Genomic DNA, 15,315 nt, shown 5'->3' on the forward strand with positions numbered 1-15,315 from the left:
CCACCGCTTCGAAAACTATTTCTGGAGTCGATTGAATGAAACGCGCTTTGATTATGCTCGTTTTTCTGTTGCTCAGCCTCACGCTGAGCGCACCGCTCACCGCTCAAGATGCGCTCGCTCCCGCCGAAATCACGGGCGAAGTCGTGTATATCGCCTTTCCGGTGGCGATCACTCTGGATGGGAATCTCGACGATTGGGCGGGCGTACCGCAAGTCACGGTCGACCGCGGCACGCAAACCTCCCCGGATCCACTGCAAAATGCGTCGTTCACCTTTGCAGTCGCCGCGGATGCGGAGAACTTCTACATCGGTATGACGACCGTCGATGACAACATCATCACCGGGCAGCACGAGGCGAACTACTGGAACGAGGATTCGCTGGAGTTTTACCTCAACCTCTCCGATGACCGCTATGCCGAGGTCTATGGCAGCGGCATGTTCCAAATCAACCTCAATCCGGGTGACATCGGCAACACCGACCCAACCGCCATCAGGGTGACCGGATCGAACAGCGCGGCCAGTCAGGTGCAGGCATTCGTCTTCGCGACCGAAACGGGTTACGGCATCGAAGCCGCCGTGCCCCTCAGTGCGTATTTCACGCCGGAACATGGTCGCGAAATCGGCTTTCAGGCGCACATGAACGGCGCGACTGAGCAGGATCGCAACGTCAAGCTGATTTGGTCATTGGCCGATACGAACGACAACTCATATAACAACCCCAGCCTGTTTGGCAGTGGGCTCTTTTTCGAAGTAGGCAGAACGGATATCCCTATGGCAAGTGAACGCCCCGAACCTGTTGTGGTCGCGCCGCAGCGCTATGTGAGTCTGAACCAGATCGGCTATTACGCCAGCGCCCCTAAATTCGCGATGTTCGCCGGCCCCGGCACAAACGGCACAGTCTGGGTGCTGCGCAATGTCGACACGGACGAACAGGTCGCCGCCGGATTCACCTCCCCCGGTCGTCTGGATGCCGCCTCCGGCGACTATGTGCAAACGGTCGATTTCTCAGCAGTGACGACGCCGGGCACGTATGTCCTCACGATCGACACCACGACCAGCGAACCGTTCCAGATCGTCGCAGATGAACTGTACACCCAGCTCCCGTTTGATGCAGCACGCTACTTCTATCTCAATCGCAGCGGCATCGAACTGGATGCGGAGCACGCGGGCGACCTCTGGGCACGCCCTGCCGGACACCTGACGGATGATGCAGTCACCTGCTGGCGCGGTACCGATCCGCAGGGTGTTCAGTGGGATGGCTGCGATTACACGCTCAACGGGCGCGGTGGGTGGTATGACGCGGGCGACTACGGCAAGTATGTCGTCAACGGCGGCATCTCGCTGTGGACACTGCTCAACCTGTACGAACGCTTGCCGAACGCCTTCCCCGATCAATCGCTGAACATCCCGGAGAGCGGCAGCGGCGTGTCCGATCTGCTCGATGAGGCGCGCTGGGAGATGGAATTCCTCATGGCTATGCAAGTGCCAGAGGGTCAGCCGCTGGCGGGCATGGTGCATCACAAGCTGCACGACCGCGAATGGTCCGGCATCCCCTTCATGCCACCAACCGAGTACGACAACAACAGCGCCTTCGCCAATGCCAGCGGCGGACGTTACCTGTTCCCGCCGTCGACTGCCGCAACGTTGAACGTGGCCGCAACCGCCGCGCAGTGCGCGCGCATCTGGCGCGACCTTGACGCGGAATTTTCGGCACGCTGCCTCAGCGTCGCCCAGACCGCGTGGCAGGCCGCTAACGACAACCCGATCATGCTCGCGGGTAACGTCCCCGGCGCGGGCGGTGGCAACTACGACGACACCGACGTCAGCGACGAGTTCTACTGGGCAGCGGCGGAACTGTTTATCACGACCGGGGAAGCCCAATATCGCCAGTTCATCCGCACCTCGCCCTACTACAGTGCCTTTCCCACGGCGAGCGGCGGCGCGTCATCGATGACGTGGGGCAGTACGGCGGCGCTCGGCACGATCTCGCTGGCGATGGTGCCGAATCAGCTCACCACGAATGAGATCGTCACGCTGCGCGGGCAAATCTTGCAGACGGCCGACCGCTACCTGAGCGTCATCGAGGGTGAAGGCTATCGCGTGTCGCTCGGCGCCAATGGCTATGCGTGGGGCTCGAATTCCGATGTGCTCAACAACGCGATCATTCTGGCGCTGGCGCACGATTTCACCGGTGAAGCGCGCTACCTGCACGGCGTGACCGAGAGCATGGATTATCTGCTCGGGCGCAACGCGCTTGGCTTCAGTTTCATCTCCGGCTACGGCGTGCGGTCGCTCCAGCATCCGCATCACCGTTTCTGGGCGAATCAAGGTGAGTTTCCCGCGCCGCCGCCTGGCGTCGTCGCCGGCGGACCAAATGGAAATCCGAGCGATCCCGATGCGCTGGCGGCCAACCTGAACACGGTCGGCGCGGCGAAACGCTACCTCGACGTCATCGGCTCGTGGTCAACCAACGAAGTGACGATCAACTGGAATGCACCGCTGGTGTGGGTGGCCGCCTATCTGCAGCTGCGAGAAGACTAGATGTATATTGAGCGGCTGAACTACAGTGGGCTGAACTGCTATCGTCTCGCCAATGGCGTACTGGAATTGATCATCACCGGAGACGTGGGGCCGCGCATCATCCACTTCGGCTTCATCGGCGACCGCAATGAGTTCTATCAAGCCGATCCGCTGGCCCTCCCGGCGGATCGGTCAGCGTGGCAGTTGTACGGGGGGCATCGCCTGTGGCATGCGCCGGAAGCTGCCGGACGTACGACCGTGCCGGACAACGCGCCGATCAGCGTCGAGGATCACGGCGACTTCGTGCGCATCATCCAGCCAACCGACGCGGCGGGAATCGAGAAGCAGATCGACGTCCGGCTCACGCCCGCCTCAAACCGCGTCCAGCTGACGCATCGCCTCATCAACCACAACCTGTGGGGCGTCGAACTGGCGGTCTGGGCGCTCTCGGTAATGAATCCGAGTGGTACGGCAGTGATTCCGCTGCCACCACGCGGTTCGCACCCTGAAGATCTGCTGCCCACGGCGACGCTGGCTATCTGGCCGTACGTCGATCTCTCCGATCCGCGCTTCGGCTTTGGGCGCAAATACATCCGCATTGCTCACAATCCCAACGTTTCGACGCCGCTTAAGCTGGGCGCAGCCGTGCCGAGCGGGTGGATCGCCTATACCAATGCCGATCACCTGTTCATTAAGCAATTTGAGTATGCAGCCGACGCGGTCTACCCGGATTTGGGCAGCAATGTTGAGGTCTTCGCGAATGACTTTATGCTGGAGCTGGAGACGCTCAGCCCGCTCGTCACGTTAGCACCAACCGCCAGCGTCGAACACGTCGAACGCTGGACGCTGGTCAAAGATGTGCCGGAAGTCGCCAGCGACGATGCAATTGATCGCTGCGTGCTGCCCGTCGTGAATGCTTAAGCCGCTGCTGGCCCATTCTCACGGGTGGTGTCAGGACTACCAACCGGCGGACGCAATGAATTGCGTCCCTACGAAACGAATGTAGCTTGTAGGGACGCCCAACGGGGCGTCCGCTGCTCCTAGCCTGCATGTCATTCTACTGAGCTATCAGCAAACCTAGCCCCAACACAAATCAATAGTCTCCCCTCTCCCGTGGGAGAGGGGTTGGGGGTGAGGCTTTCTTTTACGCCACCCACATATCGTAGCTGAACAGGTACGCCTGCATCGCCAGCAGCAGCACGCTGGCGACCGTCCACCCGCGGTCGAAGCTCGTGCTGCGTCCCCAACGGCCAAGCATCACCCACAGCGTCGGCACGACCAGCACATAGCGCAGCGTGCTTTGTGTGCTCGTCCCACCCGCCGTGAAGGGCACGAGCAGCGCGAGGAAACCGAACACCGCGAGCTCCGGGTAACGGCGCAGGCAGACAACAATGCTGACAAGACACAGGAACGTCGCAACAATTTGCAGCGCGACCACGACCAATGTTTGCTCATTGGTCTGTGCCCGTTCGAGGATGCCGCCCCAAAATTGCAGCGTGAGCGGGATATCGAGCAGGCGGTTGCCAAACCAGAATTCCTCAACGGCATCGAACTGCACACCGTAGACTAACCGCCATAATCCATAGGCGATAACCGGAAGTGCCAGCACCGGGAGTTGAAACAACAGCTTCCGCTTGTCCAGTGACTCCGCCGTTTGCCGGTAGGCCAACACCCACGCGATCAGCATGGGCAGCACGAGCACCGCGCCAATCGAGCGCGTCCACGTCGCCAACGCGGCCAAAACTGCTGCCAGCACAAATTGTTTGCGCCGCATCAGCGCTAGGCTGCCGAACGCCAAGCCAATGAATAACCCTTCGGTGTAGACCACCGCGAAGAACATCGAGGTCGGGAAGATCAGCAGGTAGAAGATCGTCCGCAGCCCGCCCTGCTCGCCGAGTTCCTCGCGCACGATGTCGTAGAGTGCGATCATGCCCGCCAGCGTGCCGAGCAGCGAGATGAGCACCCCGGCGGCGACTGACGCAGCAATCGGCGTCATGCCGAGCAGCGCAAACGGCAGGCGCACCGCTTTGATCAGTATCGGGTAGAGGGGGAAGAAGGCATAGCTCGTGCTGTAATCACCGTGCGGCGTTTCGACCAAGGCGATCTCAGGATCATCATAGCCGACCGTCGCAACCGACAGATAATACTCGCTGTCCCACGAGACCTGGGTATTGAGGAACGGTTCGAGCAAGTAGTCTTTGCCGCGCTGACTGTTGCGGTTCGTCCAATCGCCCGTCCATTGCAGCGACGTATCCGGGCGGTCTGGCTCATAGCGCATCTGCACGATCTGCATATAGCCAATCAGCACGATGCTCCAAACCAACCAGATCAATACGATGGTGCGTAACGTGCGCCGATTCATAATGTTGTGTAGTGCTCCAGGTACAAAAGCGGTGAGGAAAGGTGTCCCGCGCCGGGCGAGGCGAACCCCGCCCGGTTGACTTGAGATTTAGTTCGCAGGTGGAATGACGTACAGCGTCAGCGACTGACCGGGGACGGTCACGCTCATACCGTCGCTGAAAGCCACCGACTCAATTTGCTCGGCGTCCGTGTCCTGATCAAAGCGCCAGACTTCCGCCTCTGCACCCGCCGCAAACCCGCTGACCGAGAGCGTCTTGGTCGCTTCGTCGTCGCCGAGGTTCACGACCATCACCGTCACCGCGCCGTCGTCCCGCTGCGCTGCGTACACAGTCACCAGCGGGTCGTTGGACTGCGCGGCCAGCAGTTCTGTGCCGAAGCGGGCGTACATCATATACGTATAGCCAGTCGGGCGCACGTTGTAGCTGCTCAACAGGCCCCACCCACGTCCGGCACCGCCCTGCATGTCCCAGTAGGTGACCATTTCAACTTGGTTGTTGATCATCCGACCGAGCGTATCGGCCAACCAGAGGGCGTTGAAGTGCGAGTCAAGGCTGGCGGGGCCGCCGACGCTGTTCGCCGAATTCGAGTTGATCTCCGCAATCGCAATCGGAATGTCACGCCCCGCCGCATTGCGGATGATCGTGCGCAGGTTCGGGATGACGACATCCCATTCCTGCGGCTGCGTGCGCAGACCGTCGATGGTCGCGCCATCACCGCCGCCATTGCCCGGCCACGGATAGCGATGCAGACCGACATACGCCAGCAGATCGCCGTTTGCTTCGAGGAACGGGATCAGCCAGTCATTGCCTTCGGCGTCTAACGGCGTACCGCTGCGCAAGTCAAAGGTGATATTATTGCCGTCGATGCTCAGCGGCACGTACTGCGTGATATCCGGCCCAACGAACTGAATCGTCGGATCGACTTCCAGCATGGCTTCGGCAATTGCGCGCCACTGGGTACTCAGGTCGTCGACCGTGTAGGTCTCCGCGCCCATCAGCGCGACGAACAGATTCGGTTCGTTGCCGATGCTCCAGTAGCGGATGTTGTAGCCTTTTTCGATATTGGCGTAACGCACCCATTCCGCGGCGGCTTCGGGCGTGCCGTCGAGCAGCCGAACGCTCCACAGCGGCTCCGCGCCCAACTGGCGCATTTGCAGCACAAACAGATCCATGATCGTCGTGCGCATGTCCATACGATCGGTGTCGCCGCCGCCAAAGCGCATGAAGTTGATGCCCATCATCTGGGCTTCATCCATCAAACTCTGCGGGATGATGCTGTACAGGTTCATGTTGGAGCCGTACACGTACGGGCTGATCGGGCCGCGGGAGGCGGATGCATCGACCTGCAAATCCGCCCCGTCCTGCGCGGCGGCGATCTGCACGCCGCACAGGAGGAGAACTAACAGGAGGAACAGTCGGCGCATGTTACTTTTCGACGCCCGTCACGACCACGCCGCGCATGAAGACCTTCTGCGCGAACACGAAGATCAGCAGGGGCAGCACCATCGCCATGAGCGAGGTCGCCTGAATGAGCTCCGGACGTGGGCCGTACTGGAAGTTGAACTGCTGCACCGCAATCGAAATCGGCCACAGGTCCGACTTACCGAGCGTGTAGAGCAGCGGGCCAAAGTAGTCATTCCACGCGAAGATGAAGTGGAACAGACCAACCGAAAGGATCGCCGGCCACGACTGCGGGATGATCACGCTGCGCAGGATGCGGAACGGGCCAGCACCGTCGATCATCGCGGCTTCGTCGAGTTCGCGCGGCAGCGTGAGGAAGAACTGGCGCAGCAGGAAGACGTTATAGGCATTCGAGAAGAAGTGCGGGATGATGAGCGGCAGCCACGAGCCCGTCCAGCCGATGCTGGCGAAGAAGGCATACGTCGGGATGAGCGTCACCTGCCCGGGCAGAATGATCGTCCCAATCAGGATGATGAAGTAGATGTTCTTGCCGGGGATGGGGAAGCGCGCGAAGGCGTAAGCCACGCAGATGCTCGACAGCAGCGTGCCGATCATCCCGGTAATGGCGATGAACGCTGTGTTGAAGAACACGCGCGGGAAGTCGATCAGATCCCACGCTTCCGGGAAATTCTCCGGATGCGGGATCAGTTCATAGACCGTTTCCAGCGTGCGCCAACTGCCCTGCCATTCGATGATCCCACCATCGGGATTCGCCGGGTCAATGAAACCGCTGCTCTGGCGCCCCTTGTCGACCAGTGCCAATTCACGCATGACGCCGTTTTCATCCGGCACTTTGACAATCGGATACGCTTCGCCTTCATAGGTGAAGGTGCGCGGAGACATCGGGAAGATGAGGCCATCGGTGTTGCCGACGATTTGTTCCGCGCTCTTGAACGCAGTCGTCAGCATTTGACCGAACGGCAGCAGGTAGATGAAGGCGACCGAGCAGGCGATCAGGAAGATCAGCGCGCCCACGCCAAATTTCTTCAACTGGAAACTATACCAGGGGGATGTGTTTACCGATTTGGAATAGGTTACCGCAGCCATTTGTATTAGTCTCCACTCGCGTAGTACACCCAACGGTTTGAAGTCCCGAAGAGCACCACCGTCAAAACCAGGGCGATGATAAAGATGAACCAGGCCTGAGTCGCGCCGTAGCCCATGTTGGCATTCTGGAAGGCTGTCTTATACAGATACATGTTGAAGAACAGCGCTGAGTTACCAGGATTGCCCGTACCACGCGTCATGACATACGGTACCGTGAAGTACTGCATCAAACCGATGACGCTCAACACCAGATTGTACAGAATGACCGGGGAAATCATCGGCAGCGTGATGCGCAGGAACTTAACCAGCGGATTCGCGCCGTCCACGTCAGCCGCTTCGTAGAGTTCGGTCGGCACGCCCTGCATCGTCGCCAGCATGGTCAGCATCGCGTTACCGACGCCCCACACGCCGACCAGCATGAACGCCGGCAAAATCCAGTTCGCATCCTGCACCCAGTTCGGCGGTTCGACCACGCCGAGAAAATCACGCAGCAGACGGTTCAGCCAGCCGGTATCGCCGTTGAGGAAGCTCTGCCACACAAAGATGCTGGAAATCGCGGGGACAACGTACGGCATGTAGAACAGCGGCCGCCAGAAGGTTTTGCCCCACAGGCTCTTGGTGTTGAGCAGTGCGGCCATCCCTAAGGGGATGATGATGCCGAACGGTACCGCGATCAAGGCGAAGCGCAGGGTCACGCCGAGCGCCGTCATGGCAATCGGGTCGGTGAACAACCGCTGCCAGTTCTCCAAGCCGACAAACCGCATCGGTTCGGAACTCGTCAGCGTAAAGTCGGTGAAGGTGAAGAAAAGCGAGACGATGATGGGGATAGCGGTGAACAGCAGGAAACCGACGATCCACGGGGAGAGGAAAATCCAGCCCCACACGCGCTGCTGGCGTTCGAGTCCGCCTGATTTCTTGCGCGCCGTCGACAACCCGACTGGCGATGCTGAAATCGATTGATTAGTTGTTGCCATTAGTTGTTCTCCAACACTGCCTGAGCGGGTTGATAAATCTAAGTAGTTTTAAACAGGTTATAAGCATTATTGCGAGCAAGTTGGATCAATTACACAGACTGGGAGAGGGATTGCTCCCTCCCCCAAGGTAGTACGAAGTGGTGCTTACTGACCCTGAACGATAGCGGTCGCGTCCGTCGCGAACGTTTCGAGTTCAGCGGCGATGTCCATGTCCGCACCCGTATCGCCTTCGATCAGCGACAGGAGGGCGAATTCACGGTCATAGACGGCCGTGTAGTTCGGGACGTTCGATTCGTGGTGCATCGGGCCGGGGTTCGAGTACGCGAGGCTGGCAGCCGCGACGTCCCAGTTCACGCCCATCGGGTAACGAGCGCTGATGGTTTCAACCCAGGTCGGCTGAGCCGCGGGCAGCGCCGGGAAGGCACCGTACACGCTGGCGAGCGCCGGGGCGGCGTCGGTCACGAGGTAACGCAGAACTTCGAAAGCTTCCGCGGGGTGCGCCGAGGCGGCGACCAGACGGAACGTGTCGGCATCCATCGCGACGTGCTGTTCGCCGTCAAACGAGGCCGGAACCGGGGCGATATCCCACGTGAAGTTGCCAACCGAGTTGTCGAGGCAGCAGGTGTACCACAGGGGCACAATCGCCATACCGAGGTTGCCCGAGGCGAAACCGCTGGGCTGCAGAACTTCACTGGCCGCGGCGGTAGCGTTCGGCGCGGTGTGGTCGGCCCAAATCCGGTCCCAATACCACTGCGTCGCCTGCGTCCATTCTTCCGGAACGCTGATGCTGTTGGTTTCCGCATTGTAGTACTGGTCGGACGGCTGCAGGTTCGTCCAGATCAGGCGGAGACGCGCCCACTGGAAGTTCATGCCGTACTGTTCAATCGCGGCGGGGTCGAAACCTTCCATCGTCGCGTCGTTACCATTGGCGTCCACCGTCAGAATCTTGGCGATTTCGGCAACGGTGTTGTAGTCCCACGCGACTTCGGTGCCATCGGGCATCACATACGGCGCGCCGAATTCGGCCGGCGGGTAGTTCAGGCCAGCTTCGTCGAACAGGTCGATGTTGTAGTACGTGACGGCGGGATACACGGCGAACGGCAGACCGCTCAGCGTGCCTTCGGGGGTGCGGTACAGGTCGATCAACGCGGGGTCAAACACGGTGGTGTCGAAACCAGCATCCGCCGCCAACTGATCGATGTTCGTCGCCCACTGATCGGCAAACGAGTTGGAACCGGCAACGCCGACGGGGCCAACGATATCCGGCGGGGTGCCCGCAGCAATGAGGGTGCTGAGGGTGTCGCGCGAGGTTTCGTTGCTGGCGGCGATGTTGATCACCAGTTCGATGTCATCGTGCGACGCATTGAAGTCCGCCACGACCTGATTCTGAACTTCGATCTGTTCCGAATTCGTACCAGTACCCAAACCGACGAACCACGTAATCGTAACGGGTTCCTGAGCCGCGGCGGGCATCACTGCTCCGACGAGCAGGAGGGCCAGCAGCATAACGACAAAAAGCTTCTTGGACATTGTGAATTTCCCTCTAGCATATACAAAAGCTTGAAACGCAATTGAACGGATAAGGGTTAGGTGAATACCGATGGGGACTGCACCTCCTTTGCCGATATTGCCTTACGTATCTTCGCACCGCAGGATTCGCGGATGACGAGCTTGGAAGGGAGCACGATTTGCTGGGGGCTGACTTTCTTACCGCTGATCAGGTCGAGCAGGAGCTCAACGGCGGCAGCGCCCTTCTGCTGAACCGGCTGCTGAATGGTCGTGAGGTGTGGGGTTGTCTTGGTCGCCACATCGAGATCGTCAAAGCCGACGATGCCGATGTCTTCGGGTACGCGCAGCCCAGCCTGCTGGACGGCGGCAATCGCACCGCGCGCCGAAGCATCGCAGGCAGCGAACACGGCGTCCGGCTGATGGTGCAGCAGCGCCCGCATCGCTTCGACACCCGCCTCATACGTAAACTGCGACACATAGACGAGATCCGGGTCGTAGGGGATGTTCGCCACGGCGAGCGCCCTACGATACCCTTCCAACCGATCCTGACCGTCAGCGATGCTCAACTGCCCGCTGATGTGCGCAATCCGCTTGTAGCCGAGGCTGATCAGGTGTTCGGTCGCGACCTGCCCCGCGTGCACGTTATCGACCGTCACCGAACTGATGACATCGGCGTACCGCTGTGGGCGTTCGACCATGACAAAATTTGGTGCAGATTGCACAAGGTGATCAATCAGCGGATCGTCGTTTTCAATCGACGCGATGATGTAGCCATCGCCAATGCGATTGCGCAAAATCCGCTGGCTGAAGTGTTCGCGCGGTTCGCCCACATTACCGAGACACAGCAGTAAATTCTGGTCGTGGTGATTGCCCGCTTCGACAATCCCTTGCAGGAGCATGGGGAAATACGAGTTATCCCCGAAGAAAACATTCGCGGTACCGGGCATCACGACGCCGATCACCTGCGAACGCTGCTTAACGAGGGCGCGCGCCGCGTGATTCGGGGTGTATTGCAGGCGTTCGATGACTTCGAGCACCCGAGCACGGGTCTCCGGGCTGACATTCACATCGTGATTGACAACTCGGGATACGGTCGAGCGCGAAACGTCTGCGGCTTTGGCGATGTCGTGAATACTAATTCGCCCGGACATGGCTTTTCCTAGAACAATGCGATTAGTTGCTACAAAGTTCAGTATTGTTCAATTTCGCCCAGTATAACTGAGAACGTTCCCAAAATGCAAGACCCCAATTTTGATCGGGTTTGTTCACCACGAATTTCATTTTAACCTGAACTTGTTCAATGTACAAGTCGGGTATTGTTCAATCTTGTTCATTTTTCATAACGCGGTAAGATAGAAGCATAAAGTGCGCAGATAATTGGTTTTACCCCGCCTTGTTAGGGAAATGCAGAATGTTCAGCGAAAAACCCACCTTACGTGATGTCGCCAAACTCGCCGGAGTCTCGCTGGGCACTGCGTCGAACGCCTTGAACAATCGTGGGAACGTTTCCGATGAAGCGCGTACGCGCGTAATTGAAGCCGCCGCTGCGCTGGGTTATCGCATGCAGGTGCGCACGGCTGCCCCGGTCGTCACGCCGAGTTTGTCCGTCGTCGGCGCTATCGGGAAAGTCGACGACGGCGTGACCATGACGATCAACCCGTTCTATTCGTACGTGTTGGCGGGCATTGAACGCGAATGCCAGCGCTACAACCTCAGCCTGATGATGGCGAACATCAGCGTGGACAAAGTGAGTCGCCCGGTTAACCTGCCGCCGATGCTGCTCGACAATCAGGTCGATGGCGTGCTGATGGTCGGCACGTTCCTCGAAGACACTATTCACCAGATCGGGCGCAAATTCGAGATCCCGGTCGTACTGGTCGATGCCTATGCGCCCGGCAGTCGCTTTGACAGCGTGGTGACCGACAACATCACCGGCGCGTACACGGCCGTCAAATATCTGATCAAACAGGGGCACACCAAGATCGGGCTCGTCGGCAGTTCCGCCGACGCCTACCCGAGCATTCGTGAGCGCCGCAAAGGTTATCTCCGCGCGCTCAAGCATCACCGCATTCCGGATGTGTACATCGAAGACAGCGAGCTCAACCGCGACAGTGCCTATGAGGCGGCCTGCGCCCTACTCCAGCGCGCGCCGGAGATCACGGCAATCTTCGCGTGTAACGATGAGGTCGCGGTCGGCGTCATGCTGGCGGCGCGGCATACGGGGCGCGATGTGCCCCACGAACTCTCGGTCATCGGCTTCGACGACATCGACCTCGCCACGCAGTTCAGCCCGGCGATCACGACAATGCGCGTCGACAAGATCCTGATGGGGAAACTGGCCGTGCGCTTCCTACGTGACCGCGCGGAAACGCCGGATCGCGCACCACTCACCACGCTGATCGGAACGACGCTCATCCCGCGTGAAACCGTCCGCCCCCTCGTGCGAGTTCAGCGATGACCAGCGCGAAGTCGGTCTATATCGCCTATGTTGGCGGCACGATCGGCATGGTCAAAACGCCGAGCGGCTACCAACCCGCTGCAGGTTACCTACGCCAGCAGATGGAGGCGATGCCGGAACTACAGGACGAGCGCATGCCGCGGTTCGTCATTCACGAGTACACGCCCCTGCTCGACTCCTCCAACATGACGCCCGCCGATTGGGTCGAGATCGCGCAGGACATCACCGACCACTACGATCAATACGACGGTTTTGTCGTGCTGCACGGCACCGACACGATGGCCTACACGGCGTCGGCGCTCTCGTTCCTCCTGCAGAATCTCGGCAAAACGGTGATCGTCACTGGCTCGCAAATTCCGCTGGTCGAAATGCGCAATGACGCGCGCCCCAACCTGATCGATTCACTGCTCATCGCCAGCAGCTACGCGATTCCCGAGGTCTGCCTGTACTTCAACACGAAGTTGTTTCGTGGCAACCGCACAGTGAAAGTCAACGCCAGCGGCTTCAACGCTTTCGATTCACCCAATTATCCGCCGCTCGGTACGGTGGGCGTGGACACCAGTATCGACCCGACACATGTACTGCCCCACCCCGCCGAACCATTTCGCTTCGCGCGGTTGACCTCGCAGCCGCAGGTCGGGCAGATTCGCCTGTTCCCCGGCATTTCGGTGGACGTGGTCAAAAACCTGCTCCAGCCGCCGATTCAAGGCGTGATTCTGGAAACGTTCGGCGCAGGCAATGCCCCCGACAAAGATCAGGCATTTCTTGACGCGATCAAAGCGGCGGTGAATCGCGGCGTGGTCGTGGTGAGCTGCACCCAATGTCTCTACGGTACCGTCGATCTCGATGCGTATGCGACCGGGAGCGCGCTCAAAGCCTGCGGTGTGATCAATGGCTATGACATGACCGCCGAATCCGCGCTGACCAAGCTGTACACGTTGTTTGGGCTCGGCTATGAGGGAAATACCGTGCGAACGCTGATGGAAATGAGTCTCCGGGGCGAGCTCACCCCGCCCAAACGTTGATCGTGTGGTGTACAATGTCGGCGTTCGTACACTTCTGCTTGATTATCGTCCCGCATGCACGCCGATCACGCACCTGCGTGTGCTACCCGGAACAGATCCGTTATACCGCAAAGGAACAGCATGGTTCAGTCCACATCTCTTGCCACGCACTTCAACCGAGAACATGACATCGACGGTCTGCTTGCGCAGATGACGCTGGCCGAAAAGATCGGGCAGATGACGCAGATCGAGAAGAACAGCATCACACCCGCCGAAGCCGCCGAATACTTCATCGGCTCGATTTTGAGCGGCGGCGGCGGCAACCCCGATCCGAACTCCGCCGCGACGTGGCGCGATATGGTGCACGGCTATCTCGAAGCCGCGCTGACCACGCGCCTACGCATTCCCCTGATCTACGGCGTAGACGCGGTGCACGGCCACTCGAATGCCTATGGCGCGACCATTTTCCCGCACAATGTCGGCCTCGGCGCAACCCGCGACCCCGATATCATCCGGCAGATCGGGCAGGCGACAGCGCGTGAACTGCTGGCCGTGGGCGTACACTGGAATTTCGCCCCCGCGGTCTCTGTCCCCCAGGATTACCGCTGGGGTCGCGCTTACGAAGGCTACAGCGAAGACACCGGGGTCGTGAGCGAACTCGCGATTGCTTACTTACAAGGACTGCAGGATCCGGCGGCGCGCGTCATGGCGTCCGTCAAGCATTACATCGGCGACGGTGGCACGACGTGGGGCACGTCGATCAAGCCGGACTGGGTCGCGAATGACTGGCAGGCACCAAAAGATACCTACAGCATCGATCAAGGCGACGCACGCGACGACGAAGCGACCTTCCGTGCCATCCACCTCGCGCCGTACATCAAGGCGATTGCGGCGGGCGCAGTCAACATCATGGTGTCGTTCAACAGCTACCACGGGCTCAAGATGCACGCCCACCACTACTGGCTGACGGACGTGCTGAAGGGCGAACTCGGCTTCGGCGGCTTCCTCATCTCCGACTGGGCGGCGATTTACCAGATCAGTGAAGATTTCTACACCTGCGTCGTCGAATCGGTCAATGCGGGCGTCGATATGATCATGGTGCCGTACGACTTCCGTAATTTCATCGCCGCGCTGACCAAAGCGGTCGAGGTGGGCGATGTGAGCATGGAGCGCATTGACGATGCCGTGCGCCGGATTTTACGCGCGAAGTACTGGCTCGGCATCTTCGAGCACCCGCTCGGTCGCCCCGAATTGATGGAGACGTTCGGATCGGCGGCGCACCGCGCCATCGCCCGCACGGCGGCGCAGAAGTCGATGGTGCTGCTCAAGAACGATGGCGTGCTGCCGATCTCAAAGGGCGCGCATGTTGCGGTCGCCGGACGTGGCGCGGACAACATCGGCCTGCAGTGCGGCGGCTGGACGATTGAATGGCAGGGGAAGCTCGGCAAGTCGACCATCGGCACGAGCATCCTCGAAGGGGTGCAGGCGGCCGTCGATGGCAGCGTGCAGTTCAGCGACACGGGCGAGTTCGCCCGCCGCGCGCAGGTCGGCCTCGTCGTGATCGGCGAGACGCCCTACGCCGAAGGCTGGGGCGATAACGGCGACCTGACGCTCGATCCCGTCGATATCGCTGTCGTGCAGCGCGTGCGTTCCGAAGTCGACCAGTTGGTGGTCGTCCTGCTCTCCGGTCGCCCGCTCATTATCAACACGATCCTCGATGTCGCCGACGCGGTGGTTGCGGCATGGCTCCCCGGTTCCGAAGCGCACGGTGTGGTCGACGCGCTGTTCGGGGATACGCCGATCACGGGCAAGCTTGGCTATACATGGCTGCGCAGCGCCGATCAACTGCCGCGCAAGACGCTGCTGAGTCACCCGGATGGGCCGCTGTTCCCGTTTGGCTACGGTCTGACAACCGCCAGCGAGTACAAAGCCTGAAAGTCGAGTAGGGGCAGCGATGTGTGCCGTTTGGGGCATGTGCGCCCG

General features: G+C 60.0%; 11 protein-coding genes. 5 read left to right on the forward strand and 6 right to left on the reverse strand.

The annotated features are described in order from the left end of the window. The first annotated feature begins 35 nt into the window (after positions 1-35). Together IPK17_RS26430 and IPK17_RS26435 are read left to right on the forward strand one after the other, a co-directional pair. Positions 36-2,540, forward strand: coding sequence for a glycoside hydrolase family 9 protein (locus IPK17_RS26430; protein ID WP_343420687.1), 2,505 nt, complete (start codon positions 36-38; stop codon positions 2,538-2,540). After that, positions 2,541-3,440: a hypothetical protein gene (locus IPK17_RS26435; protein WP_343420688.1), complete on the forward strand. Its 900-nt coding sequence runs from the start codon at positions 2,541-2,543 to the stop codon at positions 3,438-3,440. It begins immediately after the preceding gene. 223 nt (positions 3,441-3,663) lie between these two features. Here the strand turns inward: IPK17_RS26435 and IPK17_RS26440 are convergent, their stop codons facing one another. From IPK17_RS26440 to IPK17_RS26465, 6 genes are all read right to left on the reverse strand, one after another. Then, positions 3,664-4,881 carry a mannosyltransferase family protein gene (locus tag IPK17_RS26440; RefSeq protein WP_343420689.1) on the reverse strand — a complete coding sequence of 406 codons (1,218 nt, stop codon included), beginning with the start codon at positions 4,879-4,881 and terminating at the stop codon, positions 3,664-3,666. A gap of 87 nt (positions 4,882-4,968) precedes the next feature. Continuing rightward, the gene (locus IPK17_RS26445; protein ID WP_343420690.1) at positions 4,969-6,303 is read right to left on the reverse strand and encodes a hypothetical protein; all 1,335 of its coding nucleotides are present in this window, start codon (positions 6,301-6,303) and stop codon (positions 4,969-4,971) included. Position 6,304: 1 nt separating this feature from the next. Beyond that, the gene (locus IPK17_RS26450; protein ID WP_343420691.1) at positions 6,305-7,330 is read right to left on the reverse strand and encodes a carbohydrate ABC transporter permease; all 1,026 of its coding nucleotides are present in this window, start codon (positions 7,328-7,330) and stop codon (positions 6,305-6,307) included. Positions 7,331-7,392: 62 nt separating this feature from the next. After that, positions 7,393-8,361, reverse strand: a complete 969-nt coding sequence (locus IPK17_RS26455) for a carbohydrate ABC transporter permease (RefSeq protein ID WP_343420692.1) — start codon at positions 8,359-8,361, stop codon at positions 7,393-7,395. Positions 8,362-8,505: 144 nt separating this feature from the next. Further along, positions 8,506-9,891 carry an ABC transporter substrate-binding protein gene (locus IPK17_RS26460; protein WP_343420693.1) on the reverse strand — a complete coding sequence of 462 codons (1,386 nt, stop codon included), beginning with the start codon at positions 9,889-9,891 and terminating at the stop codon, positions 8,506-8,508. Between the two features lie 56 nt (positions 9,892-9,947). After that, positions 9,948-11,021 (reverse strand): LacI family DNA-binding transcriptional regulator, encoded by a 1,074-nt coding sequence (locus IPK17_RS26465; protein ID WP_343420694.1) that lies wholly within the window; start codon positions 11,019-11,021, stop codon positions 9,948-9,950. A 260-nt stretch (positions 11,022-11,281) separates the two neighbouring features. Here IPK17_RS26465 and IPK17_RS26470 point away from each other — a divergent pair, with 260 nt between their 5' ends. From IPK17_RS26470 to IPK17_RS26480, 3 genes are all read left to right on the forward strand, one after another. After that, the gene (locus IPK17_RS26470; RefSeq protein WP_343420695.1) at positions 11,282-12,328 is read left to right on the forward strand and encodes a LacI family DNA-binding transcriptional regulator; all 1,047 of its coding nucleotides are present in this window, start codon (positions 11,282-11,284) and stop codon (positions 12,326-12,328) included. Next, complete coding sequence (gene ansA / locus IPK17_RS26475; RefSeq protein WP_343420696.1) at positions 12,325-13,353, forward strand: asparaginase; 1,029 nt, start codon at positions 12,325-12,327, stop codon at positions 13,351-13,353. The genes IPK17_RS26470 and ansA overlap by 4 nt, the downstream gene beginning before the upstream one ends. Positions 13,354-13,473: 120 nt before the next feature. Beyond that, positions 13,474-15,267: a glycoside hydrolase family 3 protein gene (locus IPK17_RS26480; RefSeq protein ID WP_343420697.1), complete on the forward strand. Its 1,794-nt coding sequence runs from the start codon at positions 13,474-13,476 to the stop codon at positions 15,265-15,267. Positions 15,268-15,315 lie beyond the last annotated feature (48 nt).

The sequence above is a fragment of the Candidatus Flexifilum breve genome, from assembly GCF_016713355.1.

Excerpts from the sequence above, each read along its gene's own strand:
- IPK17_RS26430 (WP_343420687.1), top strand. The coding sequence starts at position 36 with ATGAAACGCGCTTTGATTATGCTCGTTTTTCTGTTGCTCAGCCTCACG.
- IPK17_RS26435 (WP_343420688.1), top strand. The coding sequence starts at position 2,541 with ATGTATATTGAGCGGCTGAACTACAGTGGGCTGAACTGCTATCGTCTC.
- IPK17_RS26440 (WP_343420689.1), bottom strand. The coding sequence starts at position 4,881 with ATGAATCGGCGCACGTTACGCACCATCGTATTGATCTGGTTGGTTTGG.
- IPK17_RS26445 (WP_343420690.1), bottom strand. The coding sequence starts at position 6,303 with ATGCGCCGACTGTTCCTCCTGTTAGTTCTCCTCCTGTGCGGCGTGCAG.
- IPK17_RS26455 (WP_343420692.1), bottom strand. The coding sequence starts at position 8,361 with ATGGCAACAACTAATCAATCGATTTCAGCATCGCCAGTCGGGTTGTCG.
- IPK17_RS26460 (WP_343420693.1), bottom strand. The coding sequence starts at position 9,891 with ATGTCCAAGAAGCTTTTTGTCGTTATGCTGCTGGCCCTCCTGCTCGTC.
- IPK17_RS26465 (WP_343420694.1), bottom strand. The coding sequence starts at position 11,021 with ATGTCCGGGCGAATTAGTATTCACGACATCGCCAAAGCCGCAGACGTT.
- IPK17_RS26470 (WP_343420695.1), top strand. The coding sequence starts at position 11,282 with ATGTTCAGCGAAAAACCCACCTTACGTGATGTCGCCAAACTCGCCGGA.
- ansA (WP_343420696.1), top strand. The coding sequence starts at position 12,325 with ATGACCAGCGCGAAGTCGGTCTATATCGCCTATGTTGGCGGCACGATC.
- IPK17_RS26480 (WP_343420697.1), top strand. The coding sequence starts at position 13,474 with ATGGTTCAGTCCACATCTCTTGCCACGCACTTCAACCGAGAACATGAC.